General features: G+C 72.0%; 18 protein-coding genes. 10 read left to right on the top strand and 8 right to left on the bottom strand.

Annotation, left to right across the window (positions count from 1 at the left end):
• Positions 1-319: 319 nt before the first annotated feature.
• The 6 genes from QRY02_RS42940 (at position 320) to QRY02_RS42915 (ending at position 10,667) form a co-directional block, all read left to right on the top strand.
• Complete coding sequence (locus QRY02_RS42940; protein WP_285988416.1) at positions 320-1,606, top strand: helix-turn-helix domain-containing protein; 1,287 nt, start codon at positions 320-322, stop codon at positions 1,604-1,606.
• Positions 1,607-1,855: 249 nt separating this feature from the next.
• On the top strand, positions 1,856-3,877 hold the full coding sequence (locus QRY02_RS42935; RefSeq protein WP_285988415.1) for a M4 family metallopeptidase: 2,022 nt from the start codon (positions 1,856-1,858) through the stop codon (positions 3,875-3,877).
• 72 nt (positions 3,878-3,949) lie between these two features.
• Positions 3,950-5,215 carry a helix-turn-helix domain-containing protein gene (locus tag QRY02_RS42930; RefSeq protein ID WP_285988414.1) on the top strand — a complete coding sequence of 422 codons (1,266 nt, stop codon included), beginning with the start codon at positions 3,950-3,952 and terminating at the stop codon, positions 5,213-5,215.
• A 309-nt stretch (positions 5,216-5,524) separates the two neighbouring features.
• The gene (locus QRY02_RS42925) at positions 5,525-7,789 is read left to right on the top strand and encodes a M4 family metallopeptidase (protein ID WP_285988413.1); all 2,265 of its coding nucleotides are present in this window, start codon (positions 5,525-5,527) and stop codon (positions 7,787-7,789) included.
• 85 nt (positions 7,790-7,874) lie between these two features.
• Complete coding sequence (locus tag QRY02_RS42920) at positions 7,875-9,488, top strand: M28 family metallopeptidase (RefSeq protein WP_285988412.1); 1,614 nt, start codon at positions 7,875-7,877, stop codon at positions 9,486-9,488.
• A gap of 135 nt (positions 9,489-9,623) precedes the next feature.
• Positions 9,624-10,667 (top strand): chitinase, encoded by a 1,044-nt coding sequence (locus QRY02_RS42915; RefSeq protein WP_285988411.1) that lies wholly within the window; start codon positions 9,624-9,626, stop codon positions 10,665-10,667.
• 58 nt (positions 10,668-10,725) lie between these two features.
• Here the strand turns inward: QRY02_RS42915 and QRY02_RS42910 are convergent, their stop codons facing one another.
• From QRY02_RS42910 to dapE, 3 genes are all read right to left on the bottom strand, one after another.
• Positions 10,726-11,826: an NADAR family protein gene (locus QRY02_RS42910; protein ID WP_285988410.1), complete on the bottom strand. Its 1,101-nt coding sequence runs from the start codon at positions 11,824-11,826 to the stop codon at positions 10,726-10,728.
• Positions 11,827-11,871: 45 nt separating this feature from the next.
• Positions 11,872-12,684, bottom strand: a complete 813-nt coding sequence (locus QRY02_RS42905; RefSeq protein ID WP_285988409.1) for a DUF3152 domain-containing protein — start codon at positions 12,682-12,684, stop codon at positions 11,872-11,874.
• A 158-nt stretch (positions 12,685-12,842) separates the two neighbouring features.
• Positions 12,843-13,913, bottom strand: coding sequence for a succinyl-diaminopimelate desuccinylase (dapE, locus tag QRY02_RS42900; protein ID WP_285988408.1), 1,071 nt, complete (start codon positions 13,911-13,913; stop codon positions 12,843-12,845).
• 44 nt (positions 13,914-13,957) lie between these two features.
• On the opposite strand from dapE, the gene QRY02_RS42895 reads away from it, so the two are divergent.
• From QRY02_RS42895 to QRY02_RS42885, 3 genes are read left to right on the top strand one after another with little or no spacing between them, the layout of a single operon-like run.
• Positions 13,958-14,368, top strand: a complete 411-nt coding sequence (locus tag QRY02_RS42895) for a hypothetical protein (protein WP_353069652.1) — start codon at positions 13,958-13,960, stop codon at positions 14,366-14,368.
• Between the two features lie 28 nt (positions 14,369-14,396).
• Positions 14,397-15,380 carry a 2,3,4,5-tetrahydropyridine-2,6-dicarboxylate N-succinyltransferase gene (gene dapD, locus QRY02_RS42890; RefSeq protein ID WP_285988406.1) on the top strand — a complete coding sequence of 328 codons (984 nt, stop codon included), beginning with the start codon at positions 14,397-14,399 and terminating at the stop codon, positions 15,378-15,380.
• Positions 15,381-15,407: 27 nt separating this feature from the next.
• Positions 15,408-16,343, top strand: coding sequence for a CHAD domain-containing protein (locus tag QRY02_RS42885; RefSeq protein ID WP_285988405.1), 936 nt, complete (start codon positions 15,408-15,410; stop codon positions 16,341-16,343).
• Positions 16,344-16,346: 3 nt separating this feature from the next.
• Here QRY02_RS42885 and QRY02_RS42880 read toward each other — a convergent pair whose 3' ends face one another.
• On the bottom strand, positions 16,347-17,753 hold the full coding sequence (locus QRY02_RS42880; protein ID WP_285988404.1) for an FAD-dependent monooxygenase: 1,407 nt from the start codon (positions 17,751-17,753) through the stop codon (positions 16,347-16,349).
• Positions 17,754-17,834: 81 nt separating this feature from the next.
• On the opposite strand from QRY02_RS42880, the gene QRY02_RS42875 reads away from it, so the two are divergent.
• Entirely contained in the window at positions 17,835-18,452 is a 618-nt protein-coding gene (locus QRY02_RS42875; protein WP_285988403.1) for a TetR/AcrR family transcriptional regulator, read from the top strand.
• Here the strand turns inward: QRY02_RS42875 and QRY02_RS42870 are convergent.
• From QRY02_RS42870 to QRY02_RS42855, 4 genes are all read right to left on the bottom strand, one after another.
• Positions 18,446-18,757, bottom strand: coding sequence for an antibiotic biosynthesis monooxygenase (locus QRY02_RS42870; RefSeq protein ID WP_285988402.1), 312 nt, complete (start codon positions 18,755-18,757; stop codon positions 18,446-18,448). The genes QRY02_RS42875 and QRY02_RS42870 overlap by 7 nt on opposite strands.
• A 42-nt stretch (positions 18,758-18,799) precedes the next feature.
• A complete protein-coding gene (dapC, locus tag QRY02_RS42865; protein ID WP_285988401.1) occupies positions 18,800-19,894 on the bottom strand; it encodes a succinyldiaminopimelate transaminase in 1,095 nt (364 codons plus the stop codon).
• On the bottom strand, positions 19,891-20,211 hold the full coding sequence (fdxA, locus tag QRY02_RS42860) for a ferredoxin (RefSeq protein WP_003083029.1): 321 nt from the start codon (positions 20,209-20,211) through the stop codon (positions 19,891-19,893). Before fdxA ends, dapC begins: the two co-directional genes overlap by 4 nt.
• A 109-nt stretch (positions 20,212-20,320) precedes the next feature.
• A complete protein-coding gene (locus QRY02_RS42855) occupies positions 20,321-20,494 on the bottom strand; it encodes a hypothetical protein (RefSeq protein ID WP_285988400.1) in 174 nt (57 codons plus the stop codon).
• Positions 20,495-20,505: the final 11 nt, after the last annotated feature.

The following is a 20,505-nucleotide window of genomic DNA, read 5'->3' as shown; positions in this document are numbered from 1 at the left end:
GTTTCGGGAGTCGGGGAACGAAGCCCGCCGGCCGTGCACCCGGGTCGTCGGCGCGGCGGCTTCCCGGCCGCCGACGGATTCATACGGACGAGTGCACTCCTTGGCGCGTGCCGGCACCGCCCGTCCGGAATGGACTCGTCTCCGCCGGCGCGACGCCGGGGCGCCCGGTCTATCCAAAGTGGACAGTTCGAGGGCGGACACCGCCGGGTGGCGGCGTTCCGGTCGCCCAGGCTCCCGCCGGTGAACCGCCCGCCGCGCGGCCGGAGACGTCACCATGTCTGTCTCCCCGGCTGTCGCGCCGATGACCTACCGTGGGGAGATGACCAGTGCCCCCGCCGAACCGCTCGGAGCGCGGATCCGGCGGCTGCGCACCGGCCGCGGCTGGACCCAGCGCGAGCTGGCCGAGCCGGGCTACGACCGGGGCTTCCTGGCGAAGGTCGAGACCGGCAGCCGCCCGCCGTCGGAGGAGATGCTGGCCTACCTGGCGCAGCGGCTCGGGCTGACCGTCGACGAGCTGCGGTTCGGCCGCCCGCCCGGCGTCGCCGCCGAGCTGCGTGCGGCACTGGACGAGGGGTACCGCGACCTCGAACAGGGCCGGATCGCCGCCGCGGAGGAGCGGTTCGCCGCCGTGGGCAAGCAGGCGGCGGGCTACCACCTCGACGACGTCGAGTGCTACGCGCGGTTCTGCCAGGCCGAGGTGCGGTGGCAGCTCTTCGACGTCGCGGGGGCGCAACGGGGGCTGGAGCACGCGGAGGAACTGGCCGGCGCGGCTCCGCCGTGGCTGCGGGCGATGATCGTGCACCGGTGGTCGGGCTGCCGGTTCCAGCGCGGCGACGCCGGAGCGGCGATCGCCCGGCTCGAGGCCGAGCTGGCGACCCGGCCGTCGGACCCGGATGCCGAGCTGTGCCTGCTGACCGCGTTGATCCACCCGCTGATGGAGATGGGCGGCCTGCACCGGGCCCGCCGCGCGGCCGAGGACGGACGGCGGCTGGCGCGGGCGGCGGCGCGGCCGGACTTCGTCGCGCGGTTCCACCGGCAGGCGTCGCAGGTGTGGCAGGCGACCGGCCGGGCGGACCGGGCGGACGAGGACCTGACCGAGGCGTGCCGGCTGTTCGCGTCGGTCGGGTTCGACCGCGACGCGGCCCGCTGCCGCTGGGCGCGCGGCTACCTCCTGCGGCACCTGGGCCGCCTCGACGAGGCCCGCGCGGAGCTGACGGCCGCCCGCGGCCAGCTGGCGGCGATCGGCGCGGACGAAGGCTTCGCCGGGGCGACGCTCGAGCTGGCCGAAGTCCGGCTCCGGCAAGGCGCGCCGGAAGAGGCCGCGACGCTCGTTTCCGAGGTCCGGGAGCTGTTGTCCCGTGACGTCGAGTCGCTGGGCGAAGCGACGAGCCTGCTGGGCCAGATCGCCGCGGCCCAGGGCGACCCCGAGACGGCGACCGGGCTGCTGCGGCAGGCCTTCGAGATCCAGACGCGGGCGGATCTCCACGGCGCCGCGGTGTCGACGGCCCTGCGGCTCGGCGACACGCTCCGGCAATGCGGTCACCTCGACGAAGCCGTCGAGGCCTACCGCCGCGGCCTGGATTCGGCCGCCGGCACCGACACGTAACGGACCTGCGGGCTCGGTGGTCCGGACCAACGCACTTTCCTACGAAAGTCTGTTAATTGGTTCAGACCAGTCTGCGAAGAGGCTTCCACCTGCGGTTTTGCCCGAGTCCACATGATCACTACCGGGCCGCACTGCTCCGTTCGGCCCATTGACCCGTCCGCGGGTGGAACCTTTACTCGGACGCGTCCGGCGCAATAACACCAGTTATTGCTCCGGGCACATTCCTCCCGGTCCCCGGAAAGGTTCCCCATGAGATCCCCACGTGGGCTGGCGGCGATCGCCGGCCTGGCCCTGACGTTCGCGGTGCCGGCGATCCCGGCCGCCGCCGCTTCCGCACCTCCCGCCGCCACCCCGCCCGAGGCGCTCGCCGCCCGCGCCGCCGACCAGGCCGCCCTCAACGGCGCCGACCGGCTCGCGAAGGGCGCCGGGGAGGCCTTCGTCCGCACCGGAGTCACCCCGGGTGGCGGCGGGCTCTACTTCGCCTCCTACCAGCGCACCTACCACGGCTTGCCGGTCATCGGCGGCGACGCGGTGGTCGTCGCCGACGGCGCCGGGCGCGTGCGCGGCACCGAAGCCGCGCGCACGGCTCCGATCACCGTCGGCACGCAGGCTGCGCTGAAGGCCGAGCAGGCGACGAAGATCGCCGCCGCGAAAGTGTCCACAGCAGACAGCACGGAGACGCCGAAGCTGGTGGTGCTGGCCGGGGACGCCCCGAAGCTCGCTTACGAGGTCGTCGTCAGCGGCCGGGACCACGGCAAGCCCACCCGCCTGCACGTCTTCGTGGACAGCACCACGGGAAAGATCCTCGACACGCGCGACGACGTCCGCGAAGCCGGTACCGGCAACTCCTACTACGCCGGCACCGTCTCCATCGACACCTCCGGCTCCGGCAGCTCCTACTCCATGACCGACCCCGGCCGCCGCGGCATCGCCTGCGGCCGCGAGGGCGGCTCGATCTTCACGAAGAGCAGCAACACCTGGGGCAACGGCTCGGGCACCGACCTCGAGACCGGCTGCGTCGACGTGCTCTACAGCGTCCAGACCGAATGGAAGATGCTCGCCGACTGGCTCGGCCGCAACGGCATCGACGGGGCAGGCGGCGGGTTCCGCGCGAGCGTCGGCCTCAACGACGTCAACGCGTACTGGGACGGCTCCTCGACGCACTTCGGGCACTCGCAGGACAACCGCCGCCAGGCGACGCCGATGGACGTCGTCGGCCACGAGTTCGGCCACGCGATCTTCCAGACCACGCCCGGCGGCGCCGGGTCGGGCAACGAGAACGGCGGGCTCAACGAGTCCACCGGCGACATCTTCGGCGCGCTGACCGAGTACTACGCCGACAACCCCAAGGACACGCCGGACTTCTCCGTCGGCGAAGGCGTCAACCTCGTCGGCCAGGGCCCGATCCGCTACATGGACAACCCGTCGAAGGTCGGCGACCCGAACTGCTACTCGGCCTCGATCCCGAGCACCGAGGTGCACGCCGCCGCGGGCCCGCAGAACCACTGGTTCTACCTCCTTTCCCAGGGCAGCGGCGCCAGCCCGACGTGCACCAACTCGACGGTGGCCGGCGTCGGCATCCAGAAGGCGGGCAAGATCTTCTACAACGGCCTGCTGAAGAAGACGTCGTCGTGGAACCACCGCGCGGCCCGCAAGGCCACCCTGGAAGCCGCGGTCGCGCTGTTCCCTGGCAGCTGCACCGAGTTCGCCGCCACCAAGGCCGCCTGGGACGCGGTGAGCGTCCCCGCGGTCAGCGGTGAACCGGCCTGCAGCGGCCAGCCGCCCGCCGGCAACGACTACTCGCTGACGCTGTCGCCGACCTCGGCGTCCGTCCAACCCGGACAGACGGCGACCACCGCGGTGACCACCCGCATCACCTCGGGCACCGCCCAGACCGTGCGGCTGGTGGCGTCCGGCCTGCCCGAGGGCGCGAAGGCGACGATCAGCCCGGCGAGCATCTCCTCCGGCGGCACGGCGACGCTGACCATCACCACGTCGGCGACCACGCCGGAGGGCACCAGCCAGGTGACGGTCACCGGCGACGGCACCGACGCCGACCACAGCGCGCAGTTCTCGCTCACCGTCGGCACCGGCACCCCGCCGCCGACCGGCTGCGACGGCCTCGCCGAGTGGGACTCCGCCAAGGCGTACGTGCCGAACGACGTGGTGGGCCACAACGGTCACAAGTGGACGTCGCTGTGGTACTCCACCGGGGCCGAACCCGGCGCACCCGGCTCGTGGGCCGTTTGGAGCGACGCCGGCGCCTGCTGATCACTGCCGCGCGGTGGCGGACCCCGCCACCGCGCGGCTTACCCTGGACATCCACGGCGGAAAGGCACCTGGGTGAGCGAGAGCGTCGGCGAACGCCTGCGTGAGCTCCGCACCGAACGCGGGCTCACGCAGCGCGAACTCGCCGGGCCGCAGTACTCCGCGGCGTACGTGTCGTCGGTCGAGACCGGCGCCCGGACGCCGTCGGGGGACGCGCTGCGGTTCTTCGCCCAGCAGCTCGGCATCGACGCGGGCGAGCTGCTCGGCGGCCGGTCCCCGCGTGAGCTGATCGAGCTCGACCTCGAGCTGATCGAGACGGCGGACCGGTTCCTCGCCGGCGACGCCCGTCGCGCCACCCCGCGGATGCAGCGGATCCGGCGCCGCGCCGAGCGGCTGGACCGGCCGCGGCAGGCGGGGATCGCGCTGCTGTGGCTGGCCGGGTATTCGACCGGCGACGTCCGCACCAAGTACGTCGCGGACGCCGAGACGGCCCTGTCGGGTGAGCCGCCGCCGGTGCGGGCGATGGTCGTGCCGCTGCGCGCGGCGGTGCTGACCGGCTGGGGTGAGGTGCAGTATTCGGTGCACCTGCTGGAAACCTGCCACGCCGAGCTGCTGCGCGACGGCTACCCGCAGCCGTCGATGCTGCTGACCCTGCGGGCCTGCCTGGCCGAGCGGCACCTGCGCCAGGGCGACCTGGAGCGGGCGGCCGAGTACGCCGGCTCGGCGTTGCGGTTCGCCCGGGGCGGCCCGGCGGTGCTCGCGGAGCTGACCCGCAGTCACGTCGAGGTGTGCCGCAGCCACCTGGCGGCGGACCGGTTCGCCGACGCGGCCGCGTCGGTCGCCGCGGCCTACGACCTGATGCAGGAACGGGCGCTGCACCCGGCGATGGCGTACTGCCTGCTGGCCAGGGCCCGGGTCCGCGGCCGGTCGGGTGACGTCGAGGGCGCGCTGGCCGACCTCGGGGCGGCGCGGGAGACGGCGTGGCCGGACGACGTCCCGGCCATCACCGTCGAGCTCGCCGCGGAATACCTCGCGGCGGGCCGGCTGGAGACGGCGGCGGCGCTGCTCGACCAGGTCCGCCCGGCGATCGTGGCGGGCACGGCGCTGGCCGCGGAGCTGCGGCTGCAGCTCGGCTCGCTGGCCAGGGCCCGCGGCGACGCGCGGCGCGCGGCCGAGGACCTGCGGGCCGCCGTCGAGCTCGCCACCGGCCTGGGCGCCCGCGGGGTGCTGGTCCGCGCGCTGCGGCCGTTGAGCGAGCTGCTCGGCGAGACGGGGAAGCAGGCGGAGGCGGCGGACGTGCTGCGGAACGGGCTCATCGCGCTGGGCGCGGAAGACGGCTGAACCGATTCCTGAGCGGTACTAACGAATCCCGATGATCGAGATCGCCCGGCGATCGGATGGTGTCGCGGACAATCCCTACGAAAGTCGTTCCGGGACGGAACGCGGCGAGAATCCCCTGCTGCGGCGGGGTTTGTACGAATTGATTCGATAATCCGGAACGTGCCGTTGGTCCGTTCGGCGCATTGACGCCCCGATCCGCTGATCCTTTACTCGGATGCGTCCGGACGCATACCTGCTGTTAGCACGCCGGACACGTCTCCTTTTCCCCTTACCGGACCTCGATTCTGCCTTCATGGAAGGAAGACCTCGATGACCCATCGTGGGTTCAGCACGGGCTTGGCGGCCGCCGCCGGGCTCGCCATGACGCTCGCGTTACCGGTGACCCCGGCGAGCGCAGCTTCTCAGGCACAGCCCGCCGCTCCCGAAGCGGCAGCCGCCCGCGCGGCCGATCAAGCCGCCGCCAGCGGTCTCGACGCCCTGCGCCGCGGGCCGGCCGAATCGTTCCAGCGCATCGGCCTGACCGCCGGTGGCGGTGGCCTCTTCTACGGCGCCTACCAGCGCACCTACCAGGGCCTGCGGGTCGTGGGCGGGGACGCGGTGGTCGTCGCCGACGGCGCCGGGCGCGTCCGCGGCACCAGTGCGGCCGAGACCGCGGCCATCACCGTCGGGACCCAGGCGCCCCTCGACGCGGCGAAGGCGGCCGCCACCGCGCGCGCTCAACTGCCCACTGTGGACAGTGTGAGCACGCCGGAGAAGGTGGTGCTGGCCGGGACGAGCCCGAAGCTGGCCTACGAGGTCGTCGTCGCCGGGCGCACCGCCACGGCACCGAGCAACCTGCACGTGTTCGTCGACGCGGCGACCGGGGCGGTGCTCGACAAGCGGGACGACGTGAAGACCTTCGCCTCCGGGGCGAAGGGGCAGGACCGGCCCGCCACGGTGAACGTCGCCGGCACCGGCAACAGCTACTACGTCGGCAACGTCTCCATCGACACGACGCAGTCCGGCAGCACGTACACGCTGCGCGACCCGGGCCGCACCGGCATCAGCTGCGGCCGCGAGGGCGGTTCCGTCTACAGTGGACCGGACAACAACTGGGGCAACGGCACCGGCACGGACCTCGAGACCGGCTGCGTCGACGTGCTCTACAGCGTCCAGACCGAGTGGAAGATGCTCGCCGACTGGCTCGGCCGCAACGGCATCAACGGCAGCGGCACCGGCTACCCCGCCAGCGTCGGCCTGTCCGACGTCAACGCCTACTGGAACGGCTCCTCGACGCACTTCGGCCACTCGCAGGACAACCAGCGCCAGGCCACCTCGATGGACGTCGTCGGCCACGAGTTCGGGCACGGCATCTTCCAGTTCACGCCGGGCGGTGCCGGTTCCGGCAACGAGAACGGCGGCATGAACGAGTCGACCGGTGACATCTTCGGCGCGCTGACCGAGGCCTACGCGAACAACACCAAGGACACCCCGGACTACGAAGTCGGCGAGGGCGTCAACCTGGTCGGCCAGGGCCCGATCCGCTACATGTACCAGCCGTCCAAGGTCGGGGACCCGAACTGCTACTCGTCGTCGATCCCGAGCACCGAGGTGCACGCGGCCGCGGGCCCGCAGAACCACTGGTTCTACCTGCTGGCCGAGGGCTCGAACCCGGGCGGCGGCAAGCCGGCCAGCCCGACCTGCAACAGCTCGAGCGTCACCGGCATCGGCATCCAGAAGGCCGGCAAGATCTTCTACAACGGCCTGCTGAAGAAGACCTCGTCGTGGAACCACAAGGCCGCCCGCAAGGCGACCCTCGAAGCCGCGATCGCGCTCTTCCCGGGCAGCTGCACCGAGTACAACGCCACCAAGGCCGCGTGGGACGCCATCTCCGTCACCACCGTCAGCGGTGAGCCGGCGTCGTGCAGCGGCGGCGGGCCGGACTTCTCGGTCGCGTTGAACCCGGCTTCGGGTTCGGTGCAGCCGGGCGCCTCGGCGACCACCACGATCAGCACCGCGATCACCTCGGGCGCGGCCCAGTCGATCACGCTGTCCGCCTCGGGCCTGCCCACCGGCGCGACCGCGACGTTCAGCCCGGCGACGATCTCCTCGGGCGGCAGCTCGACGCTGACCATCGCGACGACGTCGTCGACCCCGACCGGCAGCTTCCCGGTCACCATCACCGCCGACGGGGCCAGCACCGACCACACCGCGACGTACGCGCTGACCGTGGGCACCACGTCGTCGTGCGCCCCGGTGACCAACTCGACGCGGCTGGACATCCCGGACTACCCGGGTGCCGCGGTCAGCAGCACCAGCACCGTGTCCGGCTGCGCGCGCAACGCGTCCGGCACCACCAAGGTCGAGGTGCACATCACCCACACCTACAGCGGTGACCTCGTCCTCGACCTGATCGCGCCGGACGGCACAAGCTACCGGATGAAGAACTCCAGCAGCAGCTCGACGCCGAACATCAACACCACCTACACCGTCAACGCTTCGTCGGAAGCCGCGAACGGCGCGTGGAAGCTGCAGATCAAGGACGTCGGCCCGGCCGACACCGGTTACCTGTCCTCCTGGACGTTGACCGTGTAGCACCCCCGACCCCGTGAAGGCCGCACCAGCCAGGTGCGGCCTTCACGGTCGTTGTCCCCCACCCCCACCGAAGGAATTCACCGCCATGAAGTGGAAGACACGACTCGGCGCCGGGGTCACCGCCCTCGCCGCCGTGCTGGGCGTTGTCAGCGCACCCGGAGGCGCCACAGCCACCGCCGCGCCCGCCACGGCGCTCGCCGCGCCGGACATCTCGCTGGCCAACATCAAGGGCCACCTCAACCAGCTGCAGACCATCGCCAACAACAACGGCGGCACCCGCTCGGCGCGCGGCGGCGGGTACGCGGCGTCGGTGTCCTATGTGGAAAACCTGCTCAAGAACGCCGGCTACACCACGACGCGGCAGACCTGCACCAGCTGCCTCGGGCAGTCGCAGAACCTCATCGCCGAGTGGCCGCAGGGCGACGCGAGCCAGGTCATCATGCTCGGCGCGCACCTCGACTCGGTGAGCGCCGGCCCCGGCATCAACGACAACGGCTCGGGCAGCGCGTCGATCCTCGAGGTCGCGCTGACGCTCGCCCGGACCAACCCGGCGATGGCCAAGCGCGTCCGGTTCGGCTGGTGGGCCGACGAGGAGTCCGGCCTGGTCGGCTCCAAGTACTACGTCAACAACCTGCCGAGCAGCGAGCGCACCAAGATCAAGACCTACCTCAACTTCGACATGATCGGCTCGAAGAACTGGGGCTACTTCGTCTACGACGACGTCGCTTCGGTCAAGGCCGTCTTCGACGAGTACTTCTCCTCCATCGGCATCCAGACCGAAGGCGACAGCGAAGGCGACGGCCGGTCCGACCACGCCTCCTTCAAGAGCGCGGGCATCCCGGTCGGCGGCCTCGCCACCGGCGCCGGCGACATCAAGAGCTCGGCGCAGGCGCAGAAGTGGGGCGGCACCGCGGGTTCGCCGTTCGACAACTGCTACCACCGCGCCTGCGACACGACGGCGAACATCCCGGACCCGCCGCTGGAGAAGAACAGCGACGCCATCGCCTACGCGCTCTGGAAGCTGGCCGTCGGCACGCCGCAGGGCAACGACTTCTCCGTCTCGCTGAACCCGGCGTCGGGCACCGTCCAACCGGGACAGTCGCTGCAGGTCGCCGTCAGCACCGCGACGACGTCCGGCTCGGCGCAGTCGATTTCGCTGTCCGCCTCCGGCCTGCCCGCGGGCGCGACGGCGTCGTTCAGCCCGGCCACCGTGCAGTCGGGCGGCAGCTCCACGCTGACCATCTCGACTTCCGCGTCGACGCCGACCGGCACCTTCCCCCTCACGGTGACCGCGGACGGCGTGAACGCCGACCACACGGCGGCGTTCTCGCTCGGCGTCGGCAGCTCGTCGTGCGCGCCGGTGACCAACTCGACGCGGCTGGACATTCCGGACTACCCGGGTGCCGCGGTGAACAGCACCGCGAACGTGGCGGGCTGCGCGCGCAACGCGTCCGGTACCACCAAGGTCGAGGTACACATCACCCACACCTACCGCGGTGACCTGGTCCTCGACCTCGTCGCCCCGGACGGCACGGCGTACCGGCTCAAGAACTCGAGCAGCGACTCGACGCCGAACCTCGACACCACCTACACCGTCAACGCCTCCCCGGAAGCCGCGAACGGCGCGTGGAAACTGCAGATCAAGGACGTCGGCCCGGCCGACACCGGTTACCTGTCCTCCTGGACGCTGACCGTCTGAGCCGCGACCGGGGCGCTCCTCGCCGGGGCGCCCCGGTTGTCTAGACCACCCGTTCGTAGGTAGTCAGCGCTTTCCCCCGCTCCCTATCGTGGACGGACACGCCGCGTCCGCCCTTCAACGACGATGGGAGCCGGTATGTCCGGTCGCTTGTTAGCCACCCTGCTGGCCACGGTCTTGGCCGTCCCGCTGCTCGTGCCGGCCCCCGCGCAGGGGGCGGTGCAGGCCGACACATGCGCGGTGAAGCCGAGGCCCGCGGGCAAGGTCCTCCAGGGGTACTGGGAAAACTGGGACGGCGCCGCGAACGGCGTCCACCCCGGCCTGGGCTGGATCCCGGTCACCGACAGCCGCATGGCGCAGCACGGGTACAACGTCGTCAACGCCGCCTTCCCGGTGATCCGCTCCGACGGGACCGTGTTGTGGGAGAACGGGATGGACGCCGGCGTCAAGGTGTCCACCCCGGCCGAGATGTGCGCGGCGAAGGCCGCGGGCGCGACGATCCTGCTGTCCATCGGGGGCGCGGCCGCCGGGATCGACCTCTCGTCGTCGGCGGTCGCCGACCGGTTCGTCGCCACGGTCGTGCCGATCCTGAAGCAGTACAACTTCGACGGGATCGACATCGACATCGAGACCGGCCTGACCGGCAGCGGGAACATCAAGACGCTCTCGGCGTCGCAGTCGAACCTGATCCGCATCATCGACGGTGTGCTCGCGCGGATGCCGTCGAACTTCGGGCTGACGATGGCGCCCGAGACCGCGTACGTGACCGGCGGCAGCATCACCTACGGCTCGATCTGGGGCGCGTACCTGCCGATCATCAAGAAGTACGCGGACAACGGCCGGCTGTGGTGGCTGAACATGCAGTACTACAACGGCTCGATGTACGGCTGCTCCGGCGATTCCTACCAGGCCGGGACCGTGCAGGGCTTCACCGTCCAGACGCAGTGCCTGAACAACGGCCTGGTCGTGCAGGGCACGACGATCCGCGTGCCCTACGACAAGCAGGTCCCCGGCCTGCCCGCCCAGCCCGGCGCGGGTGGCGGCTACCTGTCGACGAGCCTGGTTTCCCAGGCGTGGCGGTCGGTTCCGGGCCTCAAGGGCCTGATGGACTGGTCGGTCAACTGGGACGGCTCGAAGGGCTGGACGTTCGGCAACAACGTCAAGTCCCTGCAGGGCCGCTAGGTCCGCCCGGTTTGCCGATCACCGGCTCGGGCCGCACCCGGGCCGGTGATCCCTCCGATCACCGGGTGGCCAGCTCGGAACGGACGAGTTCCAGGAGCCGGCCCAGCCAGTTGGCGCCGCCCGAGCTCCAGTACTTCGAAGACCGGTCGTTGTAGAGCAGGCGGGCGTCACCCGTGCCCAGCAACGTCGCCGCCATCGCCGGGTGGCGCTCGAACTTGTCCCGCAGCAGCGCGGCCATCACGCCCAGCCGGGCCGTCGGCCAGCCCGCCCGCCGGGGCGCTTCCTCGCCGAGGGTCCGGGCGTCGAGGCCCCGGGCGGCGGCGGCGATCCGATCGTGCCAACCGGCGTCGCCGGTGGACAGCGCCCAGTAGGCGTGCATGACGCTCGCGTACTCCCGGCCGCCGCTCGTCACCGCCGCCGGGTAGTCGGTCTGCAGCACCTCCAGGCCCGCCGGATCGGGCCAGCCGCTGGGGTAGACGTACCCGCCCACGACCAGCGGGACGGTCGTCTCCGGTCCGTCCGCCACCCGCTGCGCCTCGGCTCGGGCGATCCCGGCCTCGCTCCGGCGGAAGTAGTCGAGCGCCCTCTCCCGGACCTCCGGCGTCACCGTGAGCGTGCGGCCCGGGCGCCGGGCCGGGATCGTCTCCCCCACCTCGGCGAGCAGGATCCGGACCGGGACATCGTTCTGGTCCATGTCGCCGAGCACGTGGATCCGGCGGTGCCCGGGCACCGCGTGGTACGACTCGCGGACGGCCTCGAGGTGGGCACCGGTCGGATCCGCGGCGTACGCCAGCAGCGCGTCCCAGCAACGCCGGGAGGAGTCCGGCCGGTCGTTGAGCACGTCCACCTCGTCGGCGAGCTCGCCGATCACCAGCTCCGGCGTCAGCCACGATTCCAGTGCCGGCACGGTTCCTTTCGCCGTGCCGGTGATGATCAGCGATGCGCCCTCGGGCGGGGTGAGGGTCAACGTGCCGTCGTCGAACGCGGCGCGGAGACCGTCGAAATCAGTCGATTCGTAGCGCCAGCAGACGACGCCGTCCGCGAAGACGCCGAGCGGGCTCAACTCGTAATAGTCACCCTTGTCGACGAAGACGAGGCGTTGCCGCCCCTCGACGACGTCGCCGCCGGCCACGCGCGACGTCGAAGTGCTGTCCGGCATGCCGGCGAGCCTAACGGCAGGCGGCGCCGGATCCGGGCCGGTGGCTCAGGAGTCGCCGGCGGGGATCGGGTCGTCGTACTCCCCCGGCGGGCCGGCGTATTCGCGGCCGCCGCCGTCCGGGAACGGCCAGGGGTTCGGGACGCAGCCGTGCAGCCCGAGCGTCTGCTGTTCCATCACCGGCGCGGGCCGGCCCGGGCCGGGGCACAGCTCGTGGCCCTGGCCCAGCCGGTGCCCGGTCTCGTGGGTGACCATGTACTGCCGGTAGGCCTCGAGCGGGGCACCGTAGCCGGGAACGGCGTTGGCCCAGCGGGCGACGTTGAGCACGACGTTGCTGCCGTTGCGGCAGGAGGTGTAGCTGTCCGGCGTGCCGCCGCACAGCTTGTCGCGGCTGGCCGGCGTCGCGAGGTAGATGGTGAAGTCGGCCATGTCGGCCGGCCCGACCTGCTGCAGCCGCCACTGGCCGCCGGCGGTCCAGCCGCGCGGGTCGCCGAGGATGGTGCGGATGTCCTTGGCGAACCCGGCGGGCCCGACGCCGTCGATGTCGGTCTCGATGGCGATCCGGTAGCGCATCAGCCGGCCGGCCTTCCCGGCGACCTCGTCGTTGCCGGGGGTGAACATCCACTGCCCGGACCCGGTCCGCGGGAAGGTGATGGCGGCTTCGACGGGCGCGCTCTGCGTCACGGGCTCCCGCTCCGCCGCCGGCGGCGGCGGGACCGAGGTGGCGTCCCCGATGTCCATGACGACCGGCCCGGCCGCCGGCGCGGCGACGGGCTGCCGTTCCCCGCACGCGGCCACCCCGCTGCCCACCGCCAGGGCGAGCACGGCGGCGGCCGCGGCCCGTCTCGCGGTTTTCGGCATGGGTCCTCCCGGGGTGCGCGGTTTCAGAAGGACATACGGGCCGCGGGCGGGAAAAGTTGCGGTGACCTGCGGTGGCGGAGCGTCACCGCAGCTCAGCGCACCGAATGTGACCACGGCCACAGAACCGGTTGCGACGTTCGGTGCAGCGGCGCCGGAACTCAGCCCAGGAACTTGCGGAGCACCTCGGTCACCTGGCGGATCTCCGCCGCCCGGACGTTCTCCTGCTTCGTGTGCGCCAACGTCGGGTTGCCCGGGCCGAAGTTCACCGCCGGCATGCCGCGCGCCGCGAAACGGGCGACGTCGGTCCAGCCCAGCTTGGCCGCCGCGCGGCCGCCCGCCGCTGCCACCAGTTCCGCCGCCGCCGGGGCCGACAGGCCCGGCAGCGCGCCCGGGGACAGGTCCACAACGGACAGTTCGAAACCGTCGAAAACCTCGCGCAGGTGACGCTCGGCCGCGGCCGCGTCGCGGTCCGGCGCGAAGCGGTGGTTCACCGTCAGCACCGCCGCGTCCGGGACCACGTTGCCGGCCACTCCGCCGCTGATCGCCGTCGCCTGGAGGCCTTCGCGGTAGGTCAGGCCGTCGATGTCGACGATCCGCGGCGGGTACTCCGCCAGCCGGCGCAGCGGCTCGGCGAGCGCGTGGATCGCGTTCTCGCCCATCCACGCCCGCGCGGTGTGCGCCCGCTTCCCCGAGAGCCGCAGTTCGACGCGCATGGTGCCCTGGCAGCCGGCCTCGATCACGCCGTTCGACGGCTCGCCGACGATCGCCAGGTCGCCGGCCAGCCACTCCGGCAGCTCGCGCTCGATCCGGCCGAGGCCGTTCTTGACCGCTTCGACCTCTTCGTTGTCGTAGAACACGAAGGTGACGTCGTGCTTGGGCGACGGCAGCGTCGCCGCCAGGTGCAGGAAGACCGCGTCGCCGCCCTTCATGTCGACCGTGCCGAGGCCGTGCAGGATCTCTTCGTCACCGGTGCCTTCGCGCCGCGAAGGCAGGTTGCCGTTCTCCGGCACGGTGTCCAGGTGCCCGGCGAGCACGATCCGCGACGCGCGGCCGAGGTGGGTCCGCGCGAGGACGGCGTCGCCGTTGCGGACGACTTCGAGGTGCGGGGCCTGCGTCTGCAACGCGTCCTGCACCGCGGTCGCGATCTCGGCCTCGGCGCCGGACACGCTGAAGATGTCCACCAGCGCTGCGGTCAGGTCCACCGGATCGGCGTGGAGGTCCAGGCTCATGCCCCGCACGCTACCGTGGGGGTGTGCGTAGGTTCCCGGTCGCCGTGGGCGGCGCGTTGCTGGTCCTGGTCCTGTCCGGCTGCGGGAACGAAGCCGGCCCGGCCCCCAGACCGCAGGCGGGCGAGCCCGGCCCGGACGCGCTCCCGACCAAGCTCGACGCGCTCACCGTCGACCAGTGCTACGCGAGCCCGCGCACCCAGCTGCCGAAGGGCTGTGAGAAGTACGTCACGGAGGTCGCCAACGTGCCGGGCGCGGCCCGCAAGCGCGCGGACGACCGCGACCCGCAGCTGGTCGCCGAGGCCACCAAGCTGGAGCGGGCCGTCGGGTCGTTCCGGAGCGCGGGCTGCACGACGGTCCCGGCCGCGGGTGGTCCCTGCTCGCAGGCGCTCGTCGACATCGCCGGCGCCCTCGCGGGCCTGAAGAAGCAGGTAGACGCGCGGCCCACGAGTGGTTGATCCGCGTCACTCCACTACGGTGAGGGCCGTGAGCGAGCAGAGCCCGAACCCCGAAACGACCGGCGCCAGCGGCGTCGGGCTGGCCACCGTCGCGACCGACGGGACGGTCCTCGACACCTGGTACCCGCACCCGAAACTGACCGAAGGCGGCACGCCCGGGACCGCGCGCCTGAGCGCGGAAGAGGCCACCGAGCTGCTCGGCGAGGCCGCCGCGGCGCTGCTCGGCCCGGACACCGACCGCGGGGTCGAGGTCGTCGCCGTCCGCACCACGATCGGCAAGCTGGCCGACGCGCCCGCGGACACGCACGACATGTACCTGCGGCTGCACCTGCTCTCCCACCGGCTGGTCCGCCCGCACGGCCAGAACCTCGACGGCATGTTCGGCCTGCTGGCCAACGTCGTGTGGACCAACCACGGCCCGTGCCCGGTCGAAGGCTTCGAGACGACCCGGCTGCGGCTGCGCTCGCGCGGCGCGGTGACCGTATACAGCGTGGACAAGTTCCCGCGGATGGTCGACTACGTCCTGCCGTCCGGGGTCCGGATCGGCGACGCCGACCGCGTCCGGCTCGGCGCGCACCTGGCCTCCGGCACGACCGTGATGCACGAGGGCTTCGTCAACTTCAACGCCGGCACGCTCGGCGCGTCGATGGTCGAGGGCCGGATCTCGGCCGGCGTGGTCGTCGGCGACGGCTCGGACGTCGGCGGCGGCGCGTCGATCATGGGCACGCTTTCCGGCGGCGGCAAGGAAACGATCTCCCTGGGCGAGCGCTGCCTGATCGGCGCGAACGGCGGCGTGGGCATCTCGCTGGGCGACGACACGGTCGTCGAGGCGGGGCTGTACGTCACGGCGGGCACGAAGGTCCTCGTCGATGGCAAGGTCGTCAAGGCCCGCGAGCTCAACGGCATTTCGGGCGCGGTGTTCCGCCGCAACTCGGCGAACGGCGCGGTCGAGGTCGTGCCGCGGACCGGCGCCGGCGTCGAGCTGAACGCGGCGCTGCACGCCAACGACTGAGAGCGATCGGTCACCTACCATCCAGGGGTGACCACCGAATCGTTCCGCCGGACACCGGCTGAGCTGGGCCTGCCGGACGCGCCCGTCGAAGCGCGTCCGGCCGACCCCGCTGGCCACCACGTGCGGGCCAAGCTCGACCGGGAGATCCGCGCGCTGCTCGCGCACGAACCCGGCACGCGCTCCGGCGTGGATCCGGAGGACCTGCACCAGATGCGCGTCGCCCTGCGGCGGATGCGCAGCGTGCTGAAGCTGTCCGGCGAGCTGGTCGGCGACGGCGCCGAACCGGTGCGCGCGGAACTGGGCTGGCTCGGCCAGTCCCTCGGCGAGGTGCGCGACTACGACGTGCTGATCGGGCACCTGCGCGAGGTCATCGCCGGCTTCGAGGTCCGGGACCAGGCCCCGGGCCGCCGTCTGGTGTCGAAGTTCGTCACCGAGCGAGCCACGGCGAAGCGGCGCCTGACGCGGGCGCTGTCGAGTGCCCGGTACTCGACGTTGCTGCGCGAGGTGAGCCTGCTGACGCGGGACAGCGCGTCGGCCGCGGCAGCGGAGAAGCCGCACGACCTGATCGGCGGGCTGGCGAAGCCGCACCGCAAGCTCGCCAAGGCCGTCCGTGCCCTGCCCGCCGACCCGCCGGACGACGACCTGCACGCGCTGCGCATCTACGGCAAGAAGCTGCGTTACGCGGCCGAGCTGGCCCAGACGTCGGCGAAGAAGAAGCAGACGGCGAAGATCAAGCACCTGCTCAAGGCGACGAAGGACTTCCAGACGGTGCTCGGTGAGCACCAGGACGCGGTGGTCGCGGCCGAGCGGATGCGCACGGTCCTGGAGTCGGCGGACGGCCCGATGGGATTCGTCGCCGGCCGGATCGCCGAGCGCGAGCTGGGCCGCCGCGCCGAGGCCCGCGCGGCGTGGCGACGCTCCTGGAAAGCGGTGGACGCCGCCGCCCGAGCCCTGCACGCCTGAGTCTCAGGACATCGACCAGACGTAACCGTCGGGCCGGATCAGCACCCTCCGGCCCCCTTCGGCCTCGTACGCCGCGTACGCGTGGCCGCCGTCGTCGACCAGGTCCGTTCCCGTCGCCACGCTCCCCGCCGGCAGGATCCGGTACCCGGCCGTCTCGCCCGCCCCGAACAGCAGCTCCGTCGCGTGCGGGCCGCGGAACAGCTCGAACAGGCGCACCCGCTTGCCGTTCGCGTCGGCCAGCGGGGCGTCCGGCGCCCGGTCGCCCGGCTGCAGCCCGCCCGTCCCGGCCGGTGCCAGCGGGCCGCCGCGGTAGCTGATGTTCAGCTGGTTCGTCTCCTCGCCGCGGTGGTGGGCGTCGTCGTCCCCGTCGACGTACTTCTGCAGGATCCCGGCGGTCACCCCGAGCACCCGGGCCGCGACCGTCCTTCGCTCGATCTCGTAGCTGTCCAGCAGCTCCGGTGAGCCGTCCGCGAGCTTCCAGCCCAGGTTGTAGCCGTCCTGGACGCCCGTGTTCAGCCCCTGCCCGCCCGTCGGCGGGTGGACGTGCGCCGCGTCGCCGGCCAGGAACACCCGGCCGTCGCGGAAGCGGGCCGCCAGGCGGACGTTCGGCCGCCACACCGTCGACCAGGCCAGGTCGGACAGCTTGACCGTGCCGCCGCTCAACGCGTCGAGCCGGGACTGGACCGCGGGCAACGCCGTCTCGACGTCGGTCTCGCCGTCGCCGAGCGCCGCGCCGAACTGGAAGTGCGGCGTCCCCGGCAGCGGGCTGAACGACATGCCGCTCATCGGCTCGTCCGGGGTCGCGAACCAGTGGCCGTAGTCCCGGTCGAGGCCGTCGGCCCGGACGTCGCCGAGCAGCATCCGGATCGACTCGTCGGTCGTGCCCTCGAACGCGATCCCCAGCGTCTTGCGCACGAAGCTCTTGCCGCCGTCCGCGCCGACCAGGTACTCCGCGCGGACGGTCTCCCCCGTGCTCAGCGTCGCCGTGACGCCCTCGGCGTCCTGGTCGAAGCCGGTCAGCGCGGTCGCGAGCTCGACGCGGACGCCGAACTCGGCCAGCCGGTCGCGCAGGATCCCCTCGGTCTGCGACTGGCCCAGGAACCAGCCGGTCGGGTACGGCCGCGACGGCGTCGGCTCGACCGGGTCGAACATCATCCGCTCGCCGACCACCTCGCCGCCGAGGTGGATCTTCATCGGCACCGGGGCCATGCCCGCGGCCAAAACCGCGTCGAGCACACCCAGGTCCTCGAACACCTCCAGCGTGCGCGGCTGCAGCCCGTCGCCGCGCGAGCCCACGAAGTACGTCTCGGCCTTGTCGATGATCCGCACGGCGACGTCCCGCCGCGCCAGCTCGATGGCCAGCGTCAGCCCGGTCGGTCCCGCGCCCGCGATCAGCACCCGTGTGTCCATGTCATCCTCCCAATGAATTTCGATTCAGTGAATCTGAATTCAGAATGGCGCTGCTAGCGTCCCGTGTCAAGGGAGGTGGCGATGACGGCGACGAGCCGCAAGGAAAAGGCCGCGGAGACCGAGGCCGCGCTCAAGGCCGCGGCCAAGCGCGTCTTCGCCCGGAAGGGCTACCTGAACACGAAGATCACCGACATCACCGCCGAGGCGGGCCGGGCCGCGGGGTCGTTCTACAACCACTTCGCGGGCAAGGAAGAGCTCCTGGAAGCGCTGATGGCCGACATCGCGGCGTCCGGCGACGAGAGTGCCGACAGCGAAGACCACCTCAACGACTTCAGCGACCCGGCGGCCGTCCGCTGGCACGTCAAGCAGTACTGGGAGTTCTACCGGGACAACGCGGCGACCATGCTGGCCCTGCGCCAGGCGGCGATGGTCAGCGAATCCTTCGCCCGGACGGTGGCGCAGTTCGGCGCGTCCCAGGCCGCCGACCTCGACGACCACCTGGCGCACATCACCCGCGCCGGAATGCGGCTGCCCGCGGACCCGGACCGGTGCGGCATGCTGATCTACCACCTGGTCGACGCGTTCGCGGCGACGTGGCTGCACGGTGCGCCGGCGGGCTGGACGCCGCCGACCGACGACGAAGCGATCGAACTGCTCACGCGGTTCGTCTACCGGGGCCTCACCGGCCGCGATTACTGACCGGGCTCCGGCCAGTGGTCGACGACTTCGACGTGCCGCAGCCCGGCGGATTCGGTGATGTGCCGGAACCAGGCGGCGCACTCGGGCACCGAGTCGATCAGCCGGGCCGCCTCCTCGGCTTCGGCCCGGCTGCGCCAGAGCACGACGTCCAGCCAACCGCCGTCGTCTTCCCTGGTCAGATAAGCGGCGAGACAGCCGGGGAACCGCCGGCGCATCGCCTCGACCATCGCCGGGCGCTCCGCCAGCAGCTGGGCCACGGCGCTGTCGCCGACCTTGAAGCGGGCCAATTCGATCGTCATGGACATGCTCGGCACCGTAGCCGGGGGCACCGACAGTTTCCGGACGGCTCAGCCCGCGGTCAGGCGCTCCACGGCGGCGTCGACGCGCTCGTCCGTCGCGGTCAGCGCAACGCGGACGTGCTTGCCGCCCTTCGGGCCGTAGAACGTCCCGGGCGCGACCAGGATGCCGCGGTCGGCCAGCCACCGGACCGTCGTGGCGGCGTCTTCGTCGCGGGTGGCCCAGAGGTAGAGGCCCGCTTCGGAGTGGTCGATGCGGAAACCGTTGTCCTGCAGCGCCTTCCGCAGGACGAGCCGGCGGCGGGCGTAGCGCTCGCGCTGGACGTGCAGGGCCTCGTCGTCGGTCAGCGCGGCGACCATCGCCTCCTGGACCGGGCGCGGCACGATCATGCCCGCGTGCTTGCGCACTTCCAGGAGCCGCTTGATCAGGTGGGGGTCACCGGTCAGGAACCCGGCGCGGTAGCTGGCCAGGTTCGCCGACTTCGACAGCGAGTGGACCGCGATCAGCCCGTCGGTCCGGCCGTCGCAGACGTCCGGGTGCAGCACCGACAGCGGGTCGGTCTCCCAGCCGAGCGCCAGGTAGCACTCGTCGGAGACCACGACGACGTCACGCTCGCGGGCCCATTCGACGACCTTGCGCAGGTGCTCGACCGGCAGCACCTGGCCGGTCGGGTTGGACGGCGAGTTCAGCCAGATCATCGCCGGCTTCTGCGGGCCGAGCGCGGTCAGGCCGTCGGTCCGCAGAATCGACGCGCCCGCCAGCAGGGCCCCGACCTCGTACGTCGGGTAAGCCAGCTCCGGGATGACGACGACGTCACCGGGGCCGAAGCCGAGCAGCCGCGGCAGCCAGGCCACGGCCTCCTTGGACCCGATCGTCGGCAGCACGGCGTCCGGCTCGATGCCGTCGACGCCGTGGCGCCGGGAAAGCGCTCCGCGCGCGGCTTCCCGGAGGGCCGGGATGCCGTGGGTGGTCGGGTACCCGGGGATCTCCGAGACCGACGCGAGGGCCTCGCGGATGCCGGCCGGGACCGGGTCGACCGGCGTGCCGATGGAGAGGTCGACGACCCCACCGGGATGCGCCTGGGCCGTGGCCTTGACCTCGGCGAGCGAATCCCAGGGGAAGTCGGGCAGCGCGATCCGGTTCATTCGCCCTGCGGGGGCAACGCCTTGATGAAGGCCGGGTCGTGCGCGGTCTTGCCCACCTTGGACGCACCGCCGGGCGAGCCCAGCTCGTCGAAGAAGTCGACGTTCGCCTTGGTGTAGTCCGACCAGTTGTCCGGGACGTCGTCCTCGTAGTAGATCGCCTCGACCGGGCAGACCGGCTCGCAGGCGCCGCAGTCGACGCACTCGTCGGGGTGGATGTACAGCATCCGCTCGCCCTCGTAGATGCAGTCCACGGGGCACTCGTCGATACACGCCTTGTCGAGCACGTCGACGCAGGGCTCGGCGATCACGTAGGTCACTGCGCACTCCTGCTTTTCTCTGCAAACAGCCAGTCGGTGCCGACATTACGCGGGGTCGGCACCCGTTCGGTCGGTGAGGCAAGCCTTAGCCATACCCGGGGTATGGGGCTCACCGCTCCCGGCGGCGCGGGGGCGGGGTGGCCCGGGCGTCACCGGTGATGACGAAGCGCGGCTTGGGCGCTTCGTCCTCAGTCTTCTTCTCCCCCACGGCTCGGTTGAACCCTTCGGCGATCTCGTCGACCAGCTTCTCGTTGTGCCGTTCGTCCTTGCGCTGGATACCCACGGTCACCTCCT

The organism is Amycolatopsis sp. DG1A-15b (genome assembly GCF_030285645.1).
GTDB lineage: Bacteria > Actinomycetota > Actinomycetes > Mycobacteriales > Pseudonocardiaceae > Amycolatopsis.
The sequence above is the reverse complement of the archived record's forward strand: the minus strand, read 5'-3'. Positions and strand labels throughout refer to the sequence as shown.

Coding starts and splice junctions, on each gene's coding strand:
- QRY02_RS42935 (WP_285988415.1), top strand. CDS start 1,856: ATGAGATCCCCACGTGGGCTGGCGGCGATCGCCGGCCTGGCCCTGACG.
- QRY02_RS42910 (WP_285988410.1), bottom strand. CDS start 11,826: ATGCCGGACAGCACTTCGACGTCGCGCGTGGCCGGCGGCGACGTCGTC.
- dapE (WP_285988408.1), bottom strand. CDS start 13,913: ATGAGCCTGGACCTCCACGCCGATCCGGTGGACCTGACCGCAGCGCTG.
- QRY02_RS42920 (WP_285988412.1), top strand. CDS start 7,875: ATGAAGTGGAAGACACGACTCGGCGCCGGGGTCACCGCCCTCGCCGCC.
- QRY02_RS42875 (WP_285988403.1), top strand. CDS start 17,835: ATGACGGCGACGAGCCGCAAGGAAAAGGCCGCGGAGACCGAGGCCGCG.
- QRY02_RS42880 (WP_285988404.1), bottom strand. CDS start 17,753: ATGGACACACGGGTGCTGATCGCGGGCGCGGGACCGACCGGGCTGACG.
- dapC (WP_285988401.1), bottom strand. CDS start 19,894: ATGAACCGGATCGCGCTGCCCGACTTCCCCTGGGATTCGCTCGCCGAG.
- QRY02_RS42905 (WP_285988409.1), bottom strand. CDS start 12,684: ATGCCGAAAACCGCGAGACGGGCCGCGGCCGCCGCCGTGCTCGCCCTG.
- QRY02_RS42925 (WP_285988413.1), top strand. CDS start 5,525: ATGACCCATCGTGGGTTCAGCACGGGCTTGGCGGCCGCCGCCGGGCTC.
- QRY02_RS42915 (WP_285988411.1), top strand. CDS start 9,624: ATGTCCGGTCGCTTGTTAGCCACCCTGCTGGCCACGGTCTTGGCCGTC.
- QRY02_RS42870 (WP_285988402.1), bottom strand. CDS start 18,757: ATGTCCATGACGATCGAATTGGCCCGCTTCAAGGTCGGCGACAGCGCC.
- QRY02_RS42940 (WP_285988416.1), top strand. CDS start 320: ATGACCAGTGCCCCCGCCGAACCGCTCGGAGCGCGGATCCGGCGGCTG.